The sequence below is a fragment of the Rhizobium sp. BR 317 genome, from assembly GCF_047445835.1.
GTDB classification, from domain to species: Bacteria; Pseudomonadota; Alphaproteobacteria; order Rhizobiales; family Rhizobiaceae; genus Rhizobium; species Rhizobium paranaense.
In genome coordinates, this window is sequence record NZ_JARWLB010000002.1 from 391,122 (window position 1) to 409,830 (window position 18,709).

General features: G+C 57.3%; 19 protein-coding genes. 3 read left to right on the forward strand and 16 right to left on the reverse strand.

Going from position 1 to position 18,709, the window contains the following annotated elements:
* Positions 1-12: 12 nt before the first annotated feature.
* The 14 genes from QD357_RS04465 to QD357_RS04530 form a co-directional block, all read right to left on the reverse strand.
* Positions 13-1,533, reverse strand: coding sequence for an alpha-N-arabinofuranosidase (locus QD357_RS04465; RefSeq protein WP_183937701.1), 1,521 nt, complete (start codon positions 1,531-1,533; stop codon positions 13-15).
* A gap of 105 nt (positions 1,534-1,638) precedes the next feature.
* On the reverse strand, positions 1,639-2,724 hold the full coding sequence (locus tag QD357_RS04470; protein WP_183937700.1) for an NAD(P)H-dependent flavin oxidoreductase: 1,086 nt from the start codon (positions 2,722-2,724) through the stop codon (positions 1,639-1,641).
* 292 nt (positions 2,725-3,016) lie between these two features.
* The gene (locus QD357_RS04475) at positions 3,017-3,346 is read right to left on the reverse strand and encodes a hypothetical protein (protein WP_183937698.1); all 330 of its coding nucleotides are present in this window, start codon (positions 3,344-3,346) and stop codon (positions 3,017-3,019) included.
* 71 nt (positions 3,347-3,417) lie between these two features.
* Positions 3,418-3,669, reverse strand: a complete 252-nt coding sequence (locus tag QD357_RS04480; RefSeq protein ID WP_183937696.1) for a hypothetical protein — start codon at positions 3,667-3,669, stop codon at positions 3,418-3,420.
* Between the two features lie 27 nt (positions 3,670-3,696).
* Positions 3,697-4,014, reverse strand: a complete 318-nt coding sequence (locus QD357_RS04485) for a cell wall anchor protein (protein ID WP_183937694.1) — start codon at positions 4,012-4,014, stop codon at positions 3,697-3,699.
* Between the two features lie 60 nt (positions 4,015-4,074).
* A complete protein-coding gene (locus tag QD357_RS04490; protein WP_414124066.1) occupies positions 4,075-4,707 on the reverse strand; it encodes a hypothetical protein in 633 nt (210 codons plus the stop codon).
* Between the two features lie 138 nt (positions 4,708-4,845).
* Positions 4,846-5,499 carry a DUF4376 domain-containing protein gene (locus tag QD357_RS04495; RefSeq protein WP_414124067.1) on the reverse strand — a complete coding sequence of 218 codons (654 nt, stop codon included), beginning with the start codon at positions 5,497-5,499 and terminating at the stop codon, positions 4,846-4,848.
* Positions 5,486-5,938 carry a hypothetical protein gene (locus QD357_RS04500; protein WP_183937689.1) on the reverse strand — a complete coding sequence of 151 codons (453 nt, stop codon included), beginning with the start codon at positions 5,936-5,938 and terminating at the stop codon, positions 5,486-5,488. The genes QD357_RS04495 and QD357_RS04500 overlap by 14 nt, the downstream gene beginning before the upstream one ends.
* Positions 5,928-6,359 carry a hypothetical protein gene (locus QD357_RS04505; RefSeq protein WP_183937687.1) on the reverse strand — a complete coding sequence of 144 codons (432 nt, stop codon included), beginning with the start codon at positions 6,357-6,359 and terminating at the stop codon, positions 5,928-5,930. The genes QD357_RS04500 and QD357_RS04505 overlap by 11 nt, the downstream gene beginning before the upstream one ends.
* Before the next feature lie 4 nt (positions 6,360-6,363).
* Positions 6,364-11,829 carry a phage tail protein gene (locus QD357_RS04510; protein ID WP_414124068.1) on the reverse strand — a complete coding sequence of 1,822 codons (5,466 nt, stop codon included), beginning with the start codon at positions 11,827-11,829 and terminating at the stop codon, positions 6,364-6,366.
* 104 nt (positions 11,830-11,933) lie between these two features.
* Positions 11,934-12,362 (reverse strand): DUF6950 family protein, encoded by a 429-nt coding sequence (locus QD357_RS04515; protein WP_414124069.1) that lies wholly within the window; start codon positions 12,360-12,362, stop codon positions 11,934-11,936.
* Complete coding sequence (locus QD357_RS04520) at positions 12,359-12,979, reverse strand: hypothetical protein (RefSeq protein ID WP_107108567.1); 621 nt, start codon at positions 12,977-12,979, stop codon at positions 12,359-12,361. Before QD357_RS04520 ends, QD357_RS04515 begins: the two co-directional genes overlap by 4 nt.
* 3 nt (positions 12,980-12,982) lie before the next feature.
* On the reverse strand, positions 12,983-13,627 hold the full coding sequence (locus tag QD357_RS04525; RefSeq protein ID WP_107108568.1) for a hypothetical protein: 645 nt from the start codon (positions 13,625-13,627) through the stop codon (positions 12,983-12,985).
* The gene (locus QD357_RS04530; RefSeq protein ID WP_210203684.1) at positions 13,627-16,140 is read right to left on the reverse strand and encodes a hypothetical protein; all 2,514 of its coding nucleotides are present in this window, start codon (positions 16,138-16,140) and stop codon (positions 13,627-13,629) included. Before QD357_RS04530 ends, QD357_RS04525 begins: the two co-directional genes overlap by 1 nt.
* Before the next feature lie 61 nt (positions 16,141-16,201).
* On the opposite strand from QD357_RS04530, the gene QD357_RS04535 reads away from it, so the two are divergent.
* Complete coding sequence (locus QD357_RS04535) at positions 16,202-16,756, forward strand: hypothetical protein (protein ID WP_107108570.1); 555 nt, start codon at positions 16,202-16,204, stop codon at positions 16,754-16,756.
* A gap of 29 nt (positions 16,757-16,785) precedes the next feature.
* Here QD357_RS04535 and QD357_RS04540 read toward each other — a convergent pair whose 3' ends face one another.
* Positions 16,786-16,989 (reverse strand): hypothetical protein, encoded by a 204-nt coding sequence (locus QD357_RS04540; RefSeq protein WP_146143996.1) that lies wholly within the window; start codon positions 16,987-16,989, stop codon positions 16,786-16,788.
* Positions 16,990-17,099: 110 nt separating this feature from the next.
* Between QD357_RS04540 and QD357_RS04545 the strand changes: the two genes are divergently transcribed.
* Positions 17,100-17,423 carry a hypothetical protein gene (locus tag QD357_RS04545; RefSeq protein ID WP_107108571.1) on the forward strand — a complete coding sequence of 108 codons (324 nt, stop codon included), beginning with the start codon at positions 17,100-17,102 and terminating at the stop codon, positions 17,421-17,423.
* A gap of 91 nt (positions 17,424-17,514) precedes the next feature.
* Complete coding sequence (locus QD357_RS04550; RefSeq protein ID WP_107108572.1) at positions 17,515-18,192, forward strand: transposase; 678 nt, start codon at positions 17,515-17,517, stop codon at positions 18,190-18,192.
* A gap of 206 nt (positions 18,193-18,398) precedes the next feature.
* Here the strand turns inward: QD357_RS04550 and QD357_RS04555 are convergent, their stop codons facing one another.
* Entirely contained in the window at positions 18,399-18,704 is a 306-nt protein-coding gene (locus tag QD357_RS04555) for a hypothetical protein (RefSeq protein WP_107108573.1), read from the reverse strand.
* Positions 18,705-18,709 lie beyond the last annotated feature (5 nt).

Sequence of the window (18,709 nt, forward strand, 5' to 3'; positions counted from 1 at the left end):
CGGATCCGCCTGTTAGGCCAATGCGACCGACAACAGGATGAAGTGGTAGGATTTTGGCGGCAGCTTGCCGGCAACAGCGCCCTCGTCCGTCAAAACGAGACCGGAGCCTTCCTTCGGTACGACAGTGTGCTGCGCATCGACGGTATTCCGGGCCCTGAGATCTTCACCGGCCATAACCGTGTGCTTCTCGACCTTGACGTTCTTAAACCCTTGAAGCGCAACAGAAAGATCGAGTGACTGATCAACGCTGCGATTGACGGCAAAAACAGCGATGCTCTTGCCACCCTCATGCAGCACCGCCGATATGTCGAGATAGGGTACATCTTGAGCGACTTCGCAATCATAGGTCGGGCCCGACGCCGAGACATTCAACGCCGTGCCGCGTCCGTACTTGGAAGCAAGCTGCAACGGATAATAGATAGTCTGACGCCAAGCGGGGCCATCGGTACGCGTCAGAATTGGTGCGATGACGTTCACGAGCTGAGCCATGCAAGCGATCTTGACGCGATCGGAACGGCGAATGAACACGTTGAGGAGCGAGGCGACGAACAACGCGTCCTCTAGGTTATAGACCTCTTCAAGCAGCGCCGGCGCTTCCGGCCAGTTCCAACTGGCGATACGCTCGCCGTCCTCCTTGCGATCGTGATACCAAACGTTCCATTCGTCGAAGCAGATCTTCACATCGCGCTTCGAGCGCTTCTTTGCCTTGATATAATCGATGATACCGCCGACAGTGACGATGTAGCGGTCGAGATCCATCGCCTTGGCGAAGTAGTTGAGCGTGTCCTGCTTCTCGTTGCCGAAATATTTGTGCAACGAGATATAATCGACGCTCTCATAGGCCTGATCGAGAACGGTAGCTTCCCATTCGGGATAGCTCTTCATCTTGTCGTTGGAGGAGCCGCAAGCCACCGTCTCGAGGGTTTTATCGAAGTATTTAAATGCCTTGCTGACCTCATTGGCGAGATGCCCATATTCAGCAGCACTTTTATGACCAACCTGCCAGGGACCATCCAACTCGTTGCCGAGGCACCAGATACGGACATTGTGCGGGTCCTTGTAGCCATGCTTGGCGCGCAGATCGCTCCAATAGGTGCCGCTCGGATGGTTGCAATATTCGAGGAAATTGCGGGCGTCATCAAGGCCGCGCGAGCCGAGGTTCATGGCAAGCATCATCTCGGTCTTGGCGAGCTTCGCCCAGTCGGAGAATTCGTTGACGCCGACCTGGTTGGTCTCGCGCGTCCGCCATGCAAGATCGAGGCGCACTGGCCGCTCATCACGCGGACCGATACCATCCTCCCAACGATAGGCCGAGACGAAATTGCCGCCCGGATAGCGCACGATCGGCATATCAAGATCGCGGACATACTCCAGAACATCCTGACGAAACCCGTTCTTATCCGCCGTCCTGTGCCCCGGCTCATAAATTCCGGTATAGACCGCCCGACCCATGTGCTCCAAAAACGAGCCGAAAACCCGCTTATCGACGTTGGAAACAGTAAAATCCTTGTTGATGACGGCTGCAGCTTTCATCGTGCTCCCTCGCTTATTGCTGTTGGTTGACTGCGAGGTTATGATGAAAGATTTTATTATTCAAGTTTTTTGTTTTATATCGTGATTTTTGATTTACTTGGTAGTTCAGCTCCTTGCCAGCCGTTCCATAAGCGCGATTGCGTCCTTCCCTAAAAGAGCGGTCAACTCAGCCGACGGAAGCGATTGCGCCAGTTTCGCGGCCTGGCCTGACCAGAGATTGGTGAAATCACCGGAACCAGCCGCTTCGGCCTTGGCGCGCAACGGCGCCAAAGCGCCGCCGGCCGTGGGAAATGCCGGCACAAGATCAGAGAGTGGCCCCAGCTCGCGCATAACGCGGTTCATCACGCCCCTCGCGGGCCGGCCGGTGAAAACATTCGTCAAAGCGGTATTGTCATCGCCTGCGTGTTCCAGAGCCGCGCGATGAACCAACGGAATTTTCGCTTCAGGCGTAAACAGGTAGCTAGTGCCGAGCTGTGTTGCGGAAGCGCCAAGTGCGAAAGCAGCTGCGATTCCACGCGCGTCTGCAATTCCGCCAGCGGCAATGACGGGGACCGCGACAGCATCAACAATCTGCGGCACCAGCGCCATCGTGCCGACCTGCGTCGCCATATCCTGCGTCAGGAAATTGCCTCGATGGCCACCCGCTTCGAAACCCATGGCGATGACAGCATGGACACCGCGTTCGACAAGCCACCGCGCCTCCGCCACCGTGGTCGCCGAGGAGATGATCTTCGCTTCGGTTGCCTGTACCCGTTGGACCAGCTTCTCATCAGGCATTCCGAAATGAAAGCTGACGACCTCGGGCCGGTAGGCCTCCACGATCTCACAGAAGGAGGTGTCGAACGGCGCGCGGCCGCCAGCCGGAACCGGTGCGACAGGATCAAGCCCCGCCTCGACATAATAGGGAGCAAGCCGCGCTTGCCAGGCCATCTGTCGTGCGGGATCGTCTTCAGGCATGGTATGAGCGAAGAAGTTCACGTTGATCGGCTTTTTCGTCGCCGCTCGTATCATATCCAGAGCCGCACCGAGTTGCTCGGCATTGTATTGCGCACTCGGCAGGGATCCGAGCCCGCCGGCCTCGCTTACCGCAATTACCATCTCTGGCGTCGTCGCGCCTGCCATGGGCGCCTGGATGATGGGAATGTCGATGTGAAATAGGTCAAGGATCCGGGTATCTGGCCATCGGCTCATCGCAAGCACCTTTCGTCTTCGGTGTCCCCAGCCATCATTATCAGCCTAACAGAGGCGGCGATAATGATTAGTGCGGATGAACCCATGCGTTTGTCGACGGACCGAAAATCTCATGCTGCGAACTGGATTAGCCTGTCTCGACAAAACACTGCTGAGAAAGGCTACAAAAACCAGAAACGCAAAAAATGCCCTCTCCTGTTCGGGAGAGGGAGATAGGAAAAACGGCACACTGCAAAACCGACGCATCCACCAGGGGACTGAAATGCGACGATATGGAACATGATAGTGGCGGTCAGGGAGCGGCCCTTCCACCTCTAATCCATCGGCCAATCGAATCGAGGATCAGGTCGGCGATCCACATGGCGCAGACGCCGACCACGAAGGCAGTCGCATTCATGGCAGCAGCGTCCTTTTGCGGCAGCGGCCAATTGATAGCGCGTAAATAGTAAAGCGCGGGCTCTGTCAGATAGGCCGCAGCCAGCGCCCCGCAAATGGGCGACGCGATAATTTCTCTGGTGGTATATTGACGACGGGACAAGCCGCGCAAAATGCCGCCGGAGAGGCCCGCGATGACGACGCCGGCCTTGATGCCCAATGCATCGAGAAATTCGTTCACCGTCATGATCTATCCCTGTAAGCCCTTGCTGGGAAGCTACCACCTCCCGCCAAGTAATATGGCTAGGAGGGGCGCTATTATTTAACGACGGGCGGCTGAGGCTTCACCAAACCAGAAAGCCCGTCGCGGGTAATATTGACCACGATCTTGAGCCCACCGAGGGCGGCGACGATGTAGGCCGTGTAGCTCGGGCTGAAAAAGGATCGCGAACATTCCAAAGTGCCATCGCCCAACTGTGTGCAACCCGTCGCCAGGAGAATAGCGACAAACAGCGCGGACAAGGTAATCAGTATGTTCAAAATATTGTGCAAAGCATTGGTATTAAACATGAAATTTCCTTTATGAAGATGTGAAAATTACTGCGCCTGTCGAGCAATGTTGAGAGCAGCATCGATTGTCGCGTAAGCCTGCGCCACCTGTGCCACGACATCCGCGGCCGTTTCACGCTCGGGATTGACGCAAAGGTTTCGGACGCCGACGTAAGCCGCGGCTTCCTTGTCGATCATAGATTGTTTGACCGTACCGATTTCCGCAATTGACGTGAAAGCGGCGTATGCGGTTTCCAATGCTTGACAAGCCTTCGGGAGATTTTGCTGGATCGCGATATTGAGCGATGCCGTCTGACAGCCGGACAAAGCAAATCCGATCGCCGCCGCTAAGAGCGGAGCACGCATGTGATAATCCTTTGCTAGGAGAAATGATTGTATCGAGCCGTCGCAGTCTCGCGACGCCGATTACCGCGCCGCTTCGATCGCCGCGGCGAAGGACTTGGCATAGTCCGCAATGTCAGTGGCTCGATCACTGCCATTGATAATTTTGCGGGCGCCGGTCCAATCGGTGACAGTGGCGTTGAAGTGATCGGCCAGCTTCTTGCCTGTAAAACGGCCATTGATCATGCCGTCGAACAGGATCTCGACAGCCTTGGCGGGATCGAGGGCCTTGTCGGGCTCCTCAGAAAGGCTGTACTTCGCATAGTTGTCGTAACCGGTAATCTGTACCAAGCCTCGCCCACGATAGCGCCATCCATCACCGCTCGCCTCATCGCCATTGCCCATACGGCTTGCATACGCGCGATTGGCGATACGTTGCGGCTGCCGGGCATAGATCACCGCTTGCGCTGCCGTGAAGTATTTCGGAAATGTCACCTTGAGACCAGCGGCAGAGTAGTTGAGGTTCTCCACGACGGCGCACATCGTATTGTCTGTTTCGTGATAGGCCGTCGCCAGCATGTAGGAGAGCCAGCGTACATCGCATAGGCTTTCCTCCCAGGCATCGAGGATGGCCTCCATGCCGTTCGCCTGATTTTGCGACAGCCGTCCGCGGAACAGCGAGGAGCGCAATGCCGCGAAGAATTTCGCACGATCCATGAATGATCCTTTGGCTAGTGTTAAATTCGGCATCGAAGCATTGGAGATCGAGAGGATATTCTCCAACGCAGGCAATTTAGCCGCGTATTTATTTCCGTCGCTGGTTAGAAACTTTTATCCATGTAAGGGCCTCCTCCCTTATGCCGCAACTACTGGCCAAGGGAAGGCGTCGACATCAGCCGCCGTCTTAATCGTGCCTACGGTGATTGCCTCAACAACCGCATCCTCAGCCGCAAAACTAGCCTGCACATGGGCGCCGACTGCATTGGCGACGGCCCTCACCTGCGCGGCCGTCAGATTGACGAAGCCGTTCGCAGTCTTGAAATTTACGGTGATGGTAGGGTTGGCCTGTACATAGGCATAGGCCCCGGCGATGAGTGCTTGGCTCTGACGATCGGTGGAAACCGCCATATCGCCAAACACGATGCCGCCAGTCTCAACAGCATAACGTTTGGTCGCCGCATAGGCCTGCAAATCGACCGAGACTGGTTCGGGCKACCAGCCAGCCACGATAGACATCAAGCTTGGCGGTGCTTCCGGCCAATCGCTGGCGGCATCCACCAATGTGATTTCCTGCTTACTGAGCTGTTCGATGATCGCATCCTTTTCAGAGGCCGGCAGCTCGACGGTAATCTTGGCAGCCAGCGCCAGCCAATAGTCTTTAACATTGTAGATCTGCTGTCKACCGAGCCAGAAGGCGGCCGACGCCATCCACCGATCGGTCTTGTTCTCGGCGCGCGCCGACAACAGCGCCTCGATCATCGGTTCATACATGCTGTCAATGCGATACATAGGCAGTCCTTTCCTGTGTTTGGGCTTGGGCAAAAGCGCGCACTTCGCGCCAATCGATAATGGCAGCGGCGCGGATTTCGGGAGCTGTGGTCGCGGCGGCAAGGGCAGACTTTGCCGATCGGCGGACGCATTCGATCATCTGCGATCCGCTTGCCCAATGCTGATCTCGTGTGAGGATCTCGACTGCTTTCTCGAAACGGCTTACGGCGTCGCCGGCCGCTTCCGCTGTGATGTGCAGTGTCTCGCCCTCGGGTACGTTCGCGCCCTGCTGCAAGTCGGCAACAATCAACAGGGCTTCTTGCCGTTTGAGCCTATAAATGGCGTCTTGACCGGGCACGAGAGTGATAAACAACCCGCGAGCATCAGCGGCTTGCGCTTCGATATCTGCCGCTATCTGTGCCCTGAGCTGATCAAGGTCGGCACGACGATCAAACCGCATGGATTGTCACCTTGAAATCTCGATAGGCGGCCGGTGCCTGGAAAGAAAATTCGTGATCGCCGGGCATATCAGTGACAAATTCGAAGACATTGTCCTCTACGGCGACAATCCGGCCGCTGTGAATGACGGAGGTCCCGACTGGCAGGGCAAAGCGCACTTCGTCTACGCCGTCGGCTTTGATGCTGAGGTCCGGCACTTCAACGGCGGTGCCTTTGGAAATAATAGTGCCGTCTAGGACATAACAGTGCGCGTCGATATCACGCCAGTATTGGTCCGCCTGCACTTCCACCGCCTTGAAGCCAGCGCCATAGAGGCCCGCATAGTGCGGCAGCAGGCTTAAGGCACAGTCGCCGCTCTGGCGGATCGCGCCGTCAGGGCCATAGACGATGTAATGGATCGTTCTGTCTTCTAACGCGGTCACGGAATTACCTCTTGAGAGATGTTGCGGTGATGTTGCTTTCGTTCCAGCCGATGGTGTTGCCGGGGCAATAGATCTGCAGGATGTAGGTGTGGTTGCCGGCGCCGGGGGCATCATAGAGGCCAGAGACTGCGACCAGGCCGGCCGTATACGTGGTCTGTGTGGTGCTGCCATTGCTGCCACCTGTGCCAGAGACGACAGTCTGAACCACGCCGAGATAGTAGGTCTGGCTGAAGATCGCCGTTCCGTCGCGGAAGATGTTGACGCCGATCGGCTGGGAGTTCTGGCTACCGCCATTCTGGTTGTACTGGCCAAGTGTCATAGCGTCGATCACGACACGGCCATCGCCGGCAACATTGACGACACAGCTCACCAGATTGACGGTGCCGCCAGCACCGATCGTCTGTGTGCCGGCCGTACGCCCGACGCCCACCCCGGTGACTGCACCACCGGAGATGTTGGACGTGCCCACCTGCAGCGTGCCGATGACAGCCGAGCTGATGTTGACTGCGCCCAGATTTGCAGTGAGTGCGTCCAGGCTGTTGACCGAGATCTTGTTTGCGGTGACCGCACCATCCACGATCAGCTCCGCGCTCACAGCACGGCGCATAACAGGCCGCGACCAGTAGCACGAGGTCCCTGTTCCGGCCGTCTTAGCAACCTGCAGGTCCATGGCGAGCGCGGTTATACCGGAAGGGATAGTGTACTTGCCCTGAAGGCGCACCCACGCGTTTTTGGTGCCCGTTCCAGTGATCAGTACAGGCGATATCACACCTGTAGGCGAACGCGCGTAGGCATAGACATTGGCCAAGTTCGCATCGGTGTTATTCACCCAAACATCAAAGGCGTAGGTTTCTCCCGGTGAGACCGCCACGAAGTTTGAATAGGCGCAGTCTCGCCCAAGCGACTGCAACAGATAGCCTGAGGCGTCGCCCTGGCTGTTGTCGAGATAAAAGTTCTGTAGGCTTTGCGTCGTCCAGCCGGCGATACTTCCCGCCTGCCAGCCGTTGTCCGCCATGTTAGAAAAGTCGGTCAGCACGAGTTGCTTGGCAGTGATCGCGCCAGCAGCGATCTGAGATGCGCCGATCGTGTTGGCAGCAAGCTTGTCACCGGTGATCGTGCCGGCCGCTACCGTGGCCGCCGTCACCGCGCCGGCCGCAATCTTGCCGGCCGTCACCGCATTGGCTGCGATCGCATCTGCGGTCACAGCATTGGTGGCGATCTTGGCGGCAGTTATCGCTCCCGCAACGATCCCGCCACTGTTTATCGTGACTACGCCGCCGTCACTCCATTGCGTTGCCTCGCTTGCTCCAGCGGGCGCTCTGCAAAGCATCGGCTTGTTGACGAACATAAAACTGTCCGTCTGACCGGTATTGGTATCGAGCTTCCGAAGATGAATTCCTGCCGCAACTGTGCCAGCGGGAGCGATACCGATAACTCGGAGGCGGGTCCATAAATCGGGATTATGGGAATCGCCATAGACCGCGTTGTTCTGTGCGGGGCCAGTGTATCCAATCGCCGTTCCGTCGCTTGCTACCCAGATAATTCGTAGTTCCACGGTGCATCGATGCGCGGATATGTAAGCGGAGCACTCAAATGTCTCCCCCGGTTGGCATGGGACCGAATATTTCAAGTTGCCTGCGCCACTTGGGTAGTCAAGACGCTGCCACATTACATCTTGGTAAAATCCGGTAGGTCCGCTGCCTTGATAGAGCATCAACGTGGGGCAATTGTATCCAACCCAGCCCCCAACGTCTCCCGGCTGCCGAATAGCGAAAACGACGCCGGGGATTGTACCGCTCGCGTACGATATGGCCCAGCAATCCAAACCCATTGAGAAGCTTGCGTTCTGCAGCAGGTTCTTGCCGGAGCCGACCGCAAGCGCATCCGTGGTAACAGCATTGGAAGCGATCTTGTCTGCAGTCACCGCGTCAGCCGCGATCTGCGAGGCCGAAACCGCGCCGGCTGCGATCGTACCTGCCGTGACTGCGTTCGCGGCAATGGTTCCGGCCGTTACGGCATTCGCCGCGATCTTGTCTGCCGTGATGGCGTTTGCGGCAACCTTGGAGGCAGTGACCGCACCGTCTTCGATCATGACCGCGCCGGTAGCCTTGCGTAGAACCGGCTTCGCAACGTCGTAAGACCCACTGTTGTTCGCCGTGCCAGGGCGCGCGGTGAGCTGAAGATTGAACCTTGCCGGAATACCATTGTTCGCCACGGTGGCGGGAATGTTCACCAGCGCCTGCACCTTCGTCCAAACTGTCGGAACATCCGCCGCGAGCGCAAAATACACCTGCGGCCATACAGTGTTGGCACCCAAGCGATCTGAGACCGATAAGTAAGAGCCGAACGGCGCTGTGGGCGCACCGTTCTTCCGGATGTAGAACTCGACATAGTAACTATCCCCGGCCGAGCAGGGCATTGAGCCTGTTGTGGCCTGCCCAGGGTCGAAGATGGCGTAGTCGATCCCGCCGTTCGCGTCCGGAATGCGGATATAGTTCGGAGCGGGGTCTCCGGATGTGCCAACAACCCGGCTTGGTGCGATCATACCGCCCAGCAGCCAACCGTCCGTGCCGGCCGCTCCTTGATCGAAGAACGGGTTGGTGACCATGTTGGCGAAATCGCCGATTGAAACCGACCTAGCCGTCACTGCACTTGCAGCGAGCTGTGTTGCGCTGATCGCGCCGGCAGCAATTTGCCCGGCCGTGATGCTATTGGCAGCAATCTTGTCGGCGGTGATAGTGCCGGCCGCGATCGTGTTGGCTGTGACCGATCCGGCCGCGAGCTTCGGCGTAGAGATCGTGCCATCGGAAATCTGCGTTCCAACGATCTGACCAGTGATATCGCCGGCCGCCGTCGCCGATGTCCAGGCGCTACCGGTATAACGGTAGAGCTTGCCATCTGTCGTTAGATAGACCGTTCGGCCTTCGATGTTGCCCGTCGTCGGCAAGCTGGCGACAATTTCCACCGGCCGAATATCGGAAGCGAACTTTGTCGTATCCACCGCATTTGCCGCAAGCTTCGCGGCACTCACGGAGCCATCAGCAAGCTTGCTCGCATCGACTGCCAGAGCTGCCAGCTTGTTGTTCGTGATCGCGCCGTCGGCAATTTGCGAAGCGTTCAGCGTCCCGTTGACGTCGCCGGCAGCGACAGCAGCCGTCCATGCGCCGCTGTAGTAGCGATAAAGCTTGCCGTCCGTCGTCAAATAAACCTGTCGGCCTTCGACATTGCCTATGGTTGGCAAAGAAGAGACGACTTCGACAGCCTTAATGCTACTCGCGAGGCTCGTTGCATCGACCGCACCCTGAGCGATCTTTGCCGCGGTTACAGCGCCATCCGCGAGCTTCGTAGAGATCACCGCGCCGCTTGCCAGCACGTCGGCGGTAACGGCAGCTACCTGCATCTTCGCCGCCGAAACCGCCTCGTCAGCGAGCTTCAGATTGGTGACCGCCTCGTCCATAATCTTTTCGGCGGTCACCGCCGCATCGGCGATCTTGGAGGCGGTGATCGCGTTGTCGAGAACGTCGCCCGATTGGATCAGGACATTCGGCGTCTTCACACTCAGCCAAGCCGACCAATCCGTGGCGCGGTTGGACTTGGGAATGTAACGCCCCCTCGCCTCGTAGTCGGTGTTCGACAGCATCCATTGTCCCGAGATTATCCAGGAGAATGGCGAAGCATAGCGAGTGCTATCGCTGTCGAAGACGATATCGCCGGTTTCCTTTAAGCGGACTTGCACCCACACACGCTCGACATCGTCCATGTCCGCCGCGCAACTGATCTTGATCGCCGGCCGACGATCGATACCGCCGGCGTCTTTCACAGTCGCCGGCTCGACGGTCCAGCCGACCATTGGCTGTGAGGGCGGCGTAATGGGGCCGATCCAACCTGTAGCAGTGGGCAATTGCAAACCGCTGTGCCAGTCGTAGTCGGCAGGATCGACTTCCTTCAGCGTGACAACGATGAGGAAATTCGGCTGTGGCTCGACCTTGACGACAAGGAATTTCTTTTCGTCATAGCCATTTCGCACCGAAGTCCAGGAAACGACATCGTTCGGCTCCAGCGGATAGGCGTCCGGCGGCAGCGATACCTGGTGCACGCGGAAGCGCCGGTAGTCCTGGATCATCGCCAGGCCGACACGTTGCACCTGATTGGCGAAGGGAACTGTCGGCAACTGGATCTGTGCCGGCAGACGGCGATTGCCGTCCTGAGCTTCCAGATCGGCATTGTAACGGCCGGGCGCATCCTTCGTCGCCCACTTCTCGGTGGGCTCCGGATAGGTCGCCTCGATGGCGTTGTAGGTGTCCGAAAGCGACGGAAACGGCTGGAAATCCTGCTCCTCCGTCACGACGATATCATCGTCGGAGAAAGAATAGACAGCGCCGCCAGGCGTGCTGATAAGCACCTTGAAGATGCCGCCGACTTCGGCCATGCGGCCGTTGCAGCCTTTCAAGAGTTCGGAGATCACGTCGAGCGGCTGTTGATCGCATTGCACTTCGTAGCCGGCGCGGAAGGCGGGTTCGCTAGTGCCGTCACCGAGTGCAACTGGAGCATCGCAAGCGTTTGCCGCCGCCATCCAGTTCGCGGCGGGCAGACAGAAGGCAGCGATATTCTGGCCACCACAGACCCATTCCGACCCACGGTAGACGCCGCGCGCCAGATTGTAGATCATCGTGGCCGGGTTGCTCGTCGGCTCCCAGCTAGCCGGATTATCCCAGCGATGGGTGCCATTGCCGCCGACGGACGAATCCTTGCGGATATCGTAGAGCGGCACCGGATGCGGCTGGTACAGGCCGGCGGGAATGCCGGAGAACAGATTGGTATTATAACGTGCAGTCAGGATGACGACCTGACAGCCAAGGCCAATCATCGTCGGCTTCCATGGGCGATCGGGATTGGAACCGAATTTCGCAGTCAGGAAGGCGTCGGCGCTGGACTGTGTTCCGTCGAGAAATTTGATCCAGAGATAGTCCTTGCCTTTCACACGATACTGCAGAACGGGAAAACCGCGACCATCGGGATGCGGCTCTTCCCAGAGCACGCCGACCTGCTGATCATCGATCCAGACGCTGGTCAGCCCGCGTTCGCCGGCATAGTTGGGCAGGTTGCCGACTTCGATGACATCGGTGAAATAGGCGTTCGGCGTCTTGCCATCCTCGCCCCAAGAGCCGGCATATTTGCGACGGCCGGCGGTGGCGTAGCTGCCCATGATGAAGGACATGGGGTGGTCATCGCCCATGCTGATTTCCAGCTTGGCGCCGGCCTGTTGCGGCTGGTCTTTCTTAGCCAGCGCCTTTTCGACCAGCGACAGGCCGACATTGATGGCAACCGTAAGCACCAGCTTGCCGATGACACCGACCGAACCGATGAATTGGGAAATCGCGGCGATCGCCGCAGTGATCGGATCGGCATGCGCCGCATCCGCCATCAGCCAGAAGCTGAGGACGCTCAGGATCAAAATCAAAATTTTCATGGACCGGGCGACCTCGAAAGACGCATGGAAAAAGCGCGCCGCCGGTTGGTCGGCAGCGGCATATCACCGATAGGTGATAAAGAAAAAGCGGTGGCGTCGCCGGCTCAGCCGACCCTGAAGGCCCGCTTGGCGTCGAGCAKATCGACGGTGCCGAGGCCGGTTTCGCGCAGCACGAAAATGCGCTCGCCATTGACAACGCCGAGGGCGTAGCCGAAGGGGCCTTCATGCGGGATGGCAGCGATGTCGCCGATATGGGCCTGGCTCGGATGGATCTCCGGCAGCATGCTGGCGACGAGATCGGCGAGATTGTCGAAACCGGCCACCTTCATGGTCTTCAGCGCGCCGGCGGCGGTCGAGTATTCGCCGCGAAACTGGGCAGCGCAATCGATGCCGGTGATCGCCAGCACCAGATTGCCGGCAAGGCCCGGACCGCAATCATGGCTGCCCCAGGCAAAGGGAGTGCGCTTCAGCCGATCGATCTCGGCGACAAAGCGAGCACGCCAGTTCTTGAGCCTGACAAGATCATCAATCACTTCTGCCCCCAAGGTATCTGCCAATTGGCGACGGTGCTGGAATAAAGGCCGAACTCATCGCCGCTGCGGCGCTTCTGGCCCTCATAGGAGGATTTCGCCGGATTGGTGCGTTCCAGCATGGCGATGGCGGCGGAGATGGCGGAGATCTCGATATCGCCGTCCTGCCCCACCGCCGGCGTCTTGATCGGCGCGCCATCGGCAATGCCGAGAAAGGCGATTTCCGGCACCGCACTCGGCAGACGCGTGCCGGTATCGAACGACATATCGTGGATTTCGATCGGCGCCAGCCGCAGATCGTAGCCGCGCACGAGCTGCTGCACGGCGGGCGCGATCTGGCCGACGGTGATGGTCACGGTCTGGATCGTCAGGTCGGCGGTGCGGGGGATCGGGCTCACCTTCAGATTGAGGCCGCCATAATAGGTCCGCGCCTCCGGCAGACCGGTGACGCCTGAAGTGACCGTGATGTTGATGTCGTCGTCGCCGGTCCAGAGGCCAACGGAAGCGGGCGCGCCGCTCGCCAGGTCCTTGCCGGTGATCCATACGAAGCGACGGGGCACGAGCCCCTTGTCGCGCGCGCCGGTCAGCGCCGCGAAGAAGGCGGAGGTGATGTTCTTCATCGTCTATTTCTTCTGAATGACCTTGAAGGTGGCGCCCGAGGTGATCGGGCCGCTCGCGGCGCCGGGATTGTGGCTGCCCGGCGTGATCAGACATTTGCAGGCTGGCAGCAGCAGGATCACGCCGAGACCGGCGGCAAAGCCCGCCGGCAGATGCGGGAAGACGCCGAAGACGGGCGTAATCCCCTGCCCGTCGGCGCTTGCCGTTTCCGAGACTTCGAGAAAGGCGTAGCGGCCGCCATAGCCGACCTGCATCTTGTCGCCGACGGTCAGCCGATATCCCGACGGCAGGCCCTTGAGGCTGAGCGAAGCATTATCGCCCCCGAGCGCCGCAATGCTGACGCTCGCGGCCCCGATCTTCGTCCCGTCCGGATCGGCCTGCGGATATTTCGACAGCGGATCATAAAGAAAAAGCGCCTCCTGGGCGCCGTGTAGTTTGCGGATGCGGGCGGCGATCTGTTTCGCCTCCGCATTGTACATGTCGGCCAGCGTCACCGTGCCGGTCCAGAGCGGCGGCGCCAGCTCCGCCTGCCAGACCCTGCCATCGCCGGAGCCGGAAAGCTCGTCGTTACGCTGAATGTCCCAGACGATGCTGGAAATCTTCAGAAGATCGGCAAAGGCCGGCAGGCTGTAGGGATAGGAAACGGCCATCAGCGCCTCCGGGGATTGCGGTTGATTTGCGCGACGCGATCGGGAAGCTGCTGATTGAAATCGTTCAGCCCCTGACGCGTCGAACTCTGCGCTTCCGATTGCGCGACATTCTTCACATAGGCCTTCAGATTGCCATCCTCATCGACGGAAACGCCGACCGTGACATGCACACCGGAAGCGGAGCCCGAGGCATCGTTCTGATTATCAGCCCAGAGGCGACGGACGGGAACGGGAGCATCCGGCTGCGCCCGTACCAATTTCGGGCCGCCCTCGCCGACCACGCCGCCATCGGCATAGCCGCGCCGGCCAAGCCGCATGGCCTCGACGACGCCGACGCCGCCCGCCCGGGCGATATCCTTCTGGCTCCAGACGACCTCGCCGGCATGAACGATGCCGGCCGGCTCATGCTTGCCGCCGGGGCCGGTATAGCCGCCATCGGCCCAAAGGCCGGGAATGCCACTCGCAACGGCTGCCGCCGCCTGCGGCGATCGCGCCAGAATACCGAGATCCAGCCCACCGCCTCCGCCGAAGAGCCCGCCAAGAATACCTCCACCACCGAACAGCCCGCCGCCCGCGGCGGCGCTGTTGACCTTGAACAGGCTGTTGAGCACATCGTTCAGCAACCTGTCGGAAATCTTGGTGAGCACGGAAATCGCCGCCTTCCCCAGGGATTTCCAGAGCCCCTCGCCATTGCGCAAGCCGCTGACCGGCGTCGAGGCGAAATCGCCGGCAAGCTCGCGAGCATATTTCAGCTGCTCATTGTAACGAATGATATTGGCCGAGGCCGAATTCATATCGACCGGCAGGCCATATTGCTTCTGTGTCGAAGCAACAGTCTGATCGATGGTCGAGCGGCCCATTTGATCCTGCTGGAACTGGATATCGCGCGCGAGCTTCTGCAGCGCCTGCGCCTCGGCGACACGCCGATAGGCATCAGCCTGATCGTTGGCCGCCTTGGTCAATTGCGGCATTTGCACCAACTGCGCTGCACCACTTTTCTGAAGATCGTCCTGACTTTGCTTCAGCGTGACGACCTTCGATGTCACATTGTCCGTTGCGGCAGCGGATTGGGTGGAGGTCTGTGTAGTAAGCTTGGTTTGTCCAGCGTAAGCTGCCGAGGATTTTGTCGCGTTATCAATGGCCTTTGCTGATCTCCCAATAGCAACGTCATTATCGGTCCGTCCTGCAACTCGATTCGCCTCTACGCTAACGGTAGATTGATCGGCAATTTTTGCGCCAGAATTCGTTGTCGCAGCCGAACTGGACAAACTTGCCAACCCTGGAATAAGCAATCGCGTGATGGCGGCCATTCCATTAACAAATCCTGAGGAACTATTTGCCCATTCAACTAACTTTGAAGCGACTATTTGCGTCGCAGCATTCGATGCCCCAACGTTGTTAATGTTTGTCGCATCAACCGAAGTTCCCGGTGCACCTCCGTTAGTCATATAGCTTACAACCGCAGCTTTAGCTTCCGTACTCGTCTCTTGAATCTTTTCCAATCTCTGCGAAATCAAGCTGGCGTAATTATTTTCCCAAGAGTTTTGTAACGCCTCCAAGTCGGGCGCCACGTCCAGATTTTCCGGCTTCGCTCGGGCTGCTGCAATACCCTCGATAACTTTTTTCACATCCTCCGGAACGGCGTCCATGTGCTGTAATCCGTTGATCAACTTTTCCAACGGCGCCGCAAACTCATAATAACTCGCACCAGGAGTATTCCGCTGAATTCTCGCGTCCGCAACAATATTATAGTTTTCTTTCATAAAGTTATCTAGAATTTTCTCTGATTCTTGGTATTTTTCGTTTATAGATATTCTACTTTTATATATAGTATTTGCCACACTAAGCATTTTCTCAGCGTCTTCGGCGTCTTTCTTAAATTGCGGCATAGAATCGCCGCTCAGCGTGCTTCTATCTTTCTTTTCATCCCGGTCTTTTTTTATTTCCTCAAATGCCGTGGCTTGTTTATTGAGATCGGTCTCGCGCAACAGCCGAGTCAATATGTTATCGCCTTGAGTGGCAGCAAGTTTTGCTTTCGCATCACTAACAAACGGCCCAACAAGCTGCAGAAACCAATGTATTGCTTCACCAACTTCCTGGATTTCGCTCTTGCGAAGGGGTTCACCTGCCCCCGAGGCGCGTTCACGAATAAAATCGAAGTTAGAATATCCCGTAGGATGACTAAAATCTAACATGCTTCTATTAGCACCGCTGGCTGATGCTTGTGTGGTTGGCGGCGCGCTATTAATGAGTTGCGCAACTGCGAAAGTAGTCGTGGCATTTGCTGCCACTTTGCCGTTCGCTGCCGCAAGTTTTATAACTTCTGCGTTTGCTTTGCCGATCGTTCCGCCAGCGACCCGAACCTTGCCATTCATATCGTCGATGGCTCGCGCTGCTGCGCTTGTTTTCTTTTCCGCCCGTGTGGCCTCCGCATTCCATACGCTAAGATCGTTTGCTGCGGAGCGTACTTGGGATGCATCAATGACAATACCAAGTCTTGCAATGTCTAACATAGGCTTGCCCTCCCCTGAATAGCAGAGTATCGTCTCTAGGTTGTCTCATTGGGAAAATTTCGTGCTGTATCTTTTATCTACGGCTGCAGACGCAGCCGCTGTGTGCCCACACCTCAGCTATTTGAAGCGGGCTTCAATCATCGCGAGCGCTTTGCTTGCAACGTCGGCCTTGAGCGGCTGCAACTTTTTTGATCCACCGCTCGTTACCGCATGCGAAGAAAATCTAAAAGGCGCGCTCGTAAAACCCTCAAGCTATCGGCGCCATGATTTCAACATCACTTCAATGCCAGTCACACGATCCGAATTGGATAATTATTTTGAAGGCACGCCATTAAAGGCATTGCGCAAAGAGGCTCTTGAGCGTTTTGACGACGGAACTGAGCGACCGGTACGCTATATGCTAAATTTACAATTTTCCGCTGACGACGAAAACGCCGAAACTGTGACAACAAAGCTCGCGTGCGAGTATTTCTCTTTTGACGGCAAACAGTCCAGCGTCGTTCCGTTCGTAACAGGGTTAAAACCCTTAGATATTTCCGAGTTTTCGCGACTAACGTCCAAATCACTTACGGGTATCGCCGAAGAGAACCTTCGAAAGGCGGCGGAAGGTCTATAGTAGTCCAGCCAACTATGTTTACCTTCTCCCTATGCGGCAGCGCCCACCGCTACTTTGTCAAGTGCTCCTCGTGAAGCTGTGGCGTTCCCAGTTACAACAGCAAATGCTTTTGCTAAAGCTCCCGTTCCCTTCTGTGCATTCCAAGTAGCCACTGTCATACTGGCGAGATTGGTGTTCGCGGCCTTAATACTTGAGCTATCAGCCGTTAAAGTCAGCGTTGCAATGTCCGTCATGGGCTTTCCTTTTCCGGGAAACTTGTCTTATATCCACTAAAATCAATCAGGAGATGAAAATGCGCTGTACCTTTGCGGCTATTTGTATGTGTTTGTGGAGTAATAGTGTAATGGCAGACGATAGTACGCGGACTGAATTGTCCAATACGGTTGTCAATGCGGCACTGACTGCCATAGCTCATGCTTACGTATGCCGTACCGCCTTGGGTTTGGATTATTACGATGCAGTTCGTGGAGGGGCAGAAAGAGCGATCGAAAGTGTGATCGACGACACGAAGGTTTCAGAAAAGCTCAACAGCCTTGAAGAAGAAATGAAAAATAGACCTAAATTTACCAAATTAAAGCCAAGCAAAGATAAATGCATTGAGGTATTATCGAATGGCAAGAACGATATACTCATAAAACTCGATAAATATCAAAAATATAAATATTGAATGTCGCTCTTCATTAATTGAACTAAGAATTATGCAAGAATTACGGTGACAGTGCATTCAAATACACTTCCAGATTTGACCAAAGCAACCAATGGCCCGTCTCGCTCGTATCGTCATCCCTGACACTCCACATCACGTCACCCAACGCGGCAACAGGCGGGCTCAAACCTTCTTTTGCGATGACGACTATGCGCTCTATCGCGATCTCCTAGCTCATTATTGTCGCGCCGCCGGTGTCGAGGTCTGGAGCTGGATATTGATGCCCAACCATGTGCACCTCATTCTCGTGCCGGCGGATGCCGACGGCATTCGCCGGGCTCTATCTCGCGTGCATCGCGTCTACGCCGGCCGTATTCATGCAAGGCTGCGCCGGACCGGCCATTTCTGGCAGGGCCGCTTCGGTTGTGTCGCCATGGATGAAGAGCATCTGGCAGCAGCGCTCCGCTACGTCGCCCTCAATCCGGTGCGCGCTCGCCTTGTCGAACGGGCTGCCGATTGGCGAAGGTCGAGTGTCGCGGCCCAACTTGGACTGATTGAGGATAACGGCGTCACGACCATAACACCGGTTCGTGCTCGCTTTCCCGATTTCGCCGCCCTCCTCGCTGCCGGAGAAGAAGAGATGGCGTTTGCCGCGCTTCGCCGCGCCGAAAGCATCGGCCGCCCCATTGGCAATACCGACTTTTTCGACTGGCTCGAAGACCTCACCGACGCCACCCTCAAGCCGGCTCGTCGCGGCCGCAAAGCTAAGGCCCTCATGGGCGAGAATTAGTGCTCTGTCACCGTAATTCTGTCACCGTAATTCGAGCCGAATACTTACGGGACGCCCACACGGCACATTTCAAAATGCACTTATGTCGGTAATGACGCTTCTAACGTTTTGGAACCAGATGTATCAGTGGATGGTATGACATGGGCGGATTTGCATTGATCGTGTCGTCGGCAAAATCGCAGAAAAATTGTTGGAAGAGCAAAAGCTTACCCCGCCTCCCGCGCCCTGATCGCCTCCGTCTCCTCCTCCACCGCCTGGCAATAGCGCCCGTCCATCGCCTTCAGCACGGCGATGTCCTCGCGGCGCAGAAGGTTGCCGGTCAGGTGCAGCCAGGCAAGCATTTCCTGATGAGAGAGCGGTGCGGGGCCGGAAAAGCCGGGGGCCTGCGCCGAACGCAGGTCCCAGAACCAGTCCCAGAGCGCATAGCCGGCCTCCGGCACCTCGGCCTCCGGGCTTACAAGCTCGAAGGCCTCGTTACGCTCGCGCCGGGTCTCGCCGTTCGCATCGCGCACGCAAT

Bases quoted from the DNA above. Each gene is read 5' to 3' on its own strand.
- QD357_RS04465 (WP_183937701.1), bottom strand. From the start codon at position 1,533: ATGAAAGCTGCAGCCGTCATCAACAAGGATTTTACTGTTTCCAACGTC.
- QD357_RS04470 (WP_183937700.1), bottom strand. From the start codon at position 2,724: ATGAGCCGATGGCCAGATACCCGGATCCTTGACCTATTTCACATCGAC.
- QD357_RS04475 (WP_183937698.1), bottom strand. From the start codon at position 3,346: ATGACGGTGAACGAATTTCTCGATGCATTGGGCATCAAGGCCGGCGTC.
- QD357_RS04480 (WP_183937696.1), bottom strand. From the start codon at position 3,669: ATGTTTAATACCAATGCTTTGCACAATATTTTGAACATACTGATTACC.
- QD357_RS04485 (WP_183937694.1), bottom strand. From the start codon at position 4,014: ATGCGTGCTCCGCTCTTAGCGGCGGCGATCGGATTTGCTTTGTCCGGC.
- QD357_RS04490 (WP_414124066.1), bottom strand. From the start codon at position 4,707: ATGGATCGTGCGAAATTCTTCGCGGCATTGCGCTCCTCGCTGTTCCGC.
- QD357_RS04500 (WP_183937689.1), bottom strand. From the start codon at position 5,938: ATGCGGTTTGATCGTCGTGCCGACCTTGATCAGCTCAGGGCACAGATA.
- QD357_RS04510 (WP_414124068.1), bottom strand. From the start codon at position 11,829: ATGAAAATTTTGATTTTGATCCTGAGCGTCCTCAGCTTCTGGCTGATG.
- QD357_RS04520 (WP_107108567.1), bottom strand. From the start codon at position 12,979: ATGAAGAACATCACCTCCGCCTTCTTCGCGGCGCTGACCGGCGCGCGC.
- QD357_RS04525 (WP_107108568.1), bottom strand. From the start codon at position 13,627: ATGGCCGTTTCCTATCCCTACAGCCTGCCGGCCTTTGCCGATCTTCTG.
- QD357_RS04530 (WP_210203684.1), bottom strand. From the start codon at position 16,140: ATGTTAGACATTGCAAGACTTGGTATTGTCATTGATGCATCCCAAGTA.
- QD357_RS04540 (WP_146143996.1), bottom strand. From the start codon at position 16,989: ATGACGGACATTGCAACGCTGACTTTAACGGCTGATAGCTCAAGTATT.
- QD357_RS04545 (WP_107108571.1), top strand. From the start codon at position 17,100: ATGGCAGACGATAGTACGCGGACTGAATTGTCCAATACGGTTGTCAAT.
- QD357_RS04550 (WP_107108572.1), top strand. From the start codon at position 17,515: ATGGCCCGTCTCGCTCGTATCGTCATCCCTGACACTCCACATCACGTC.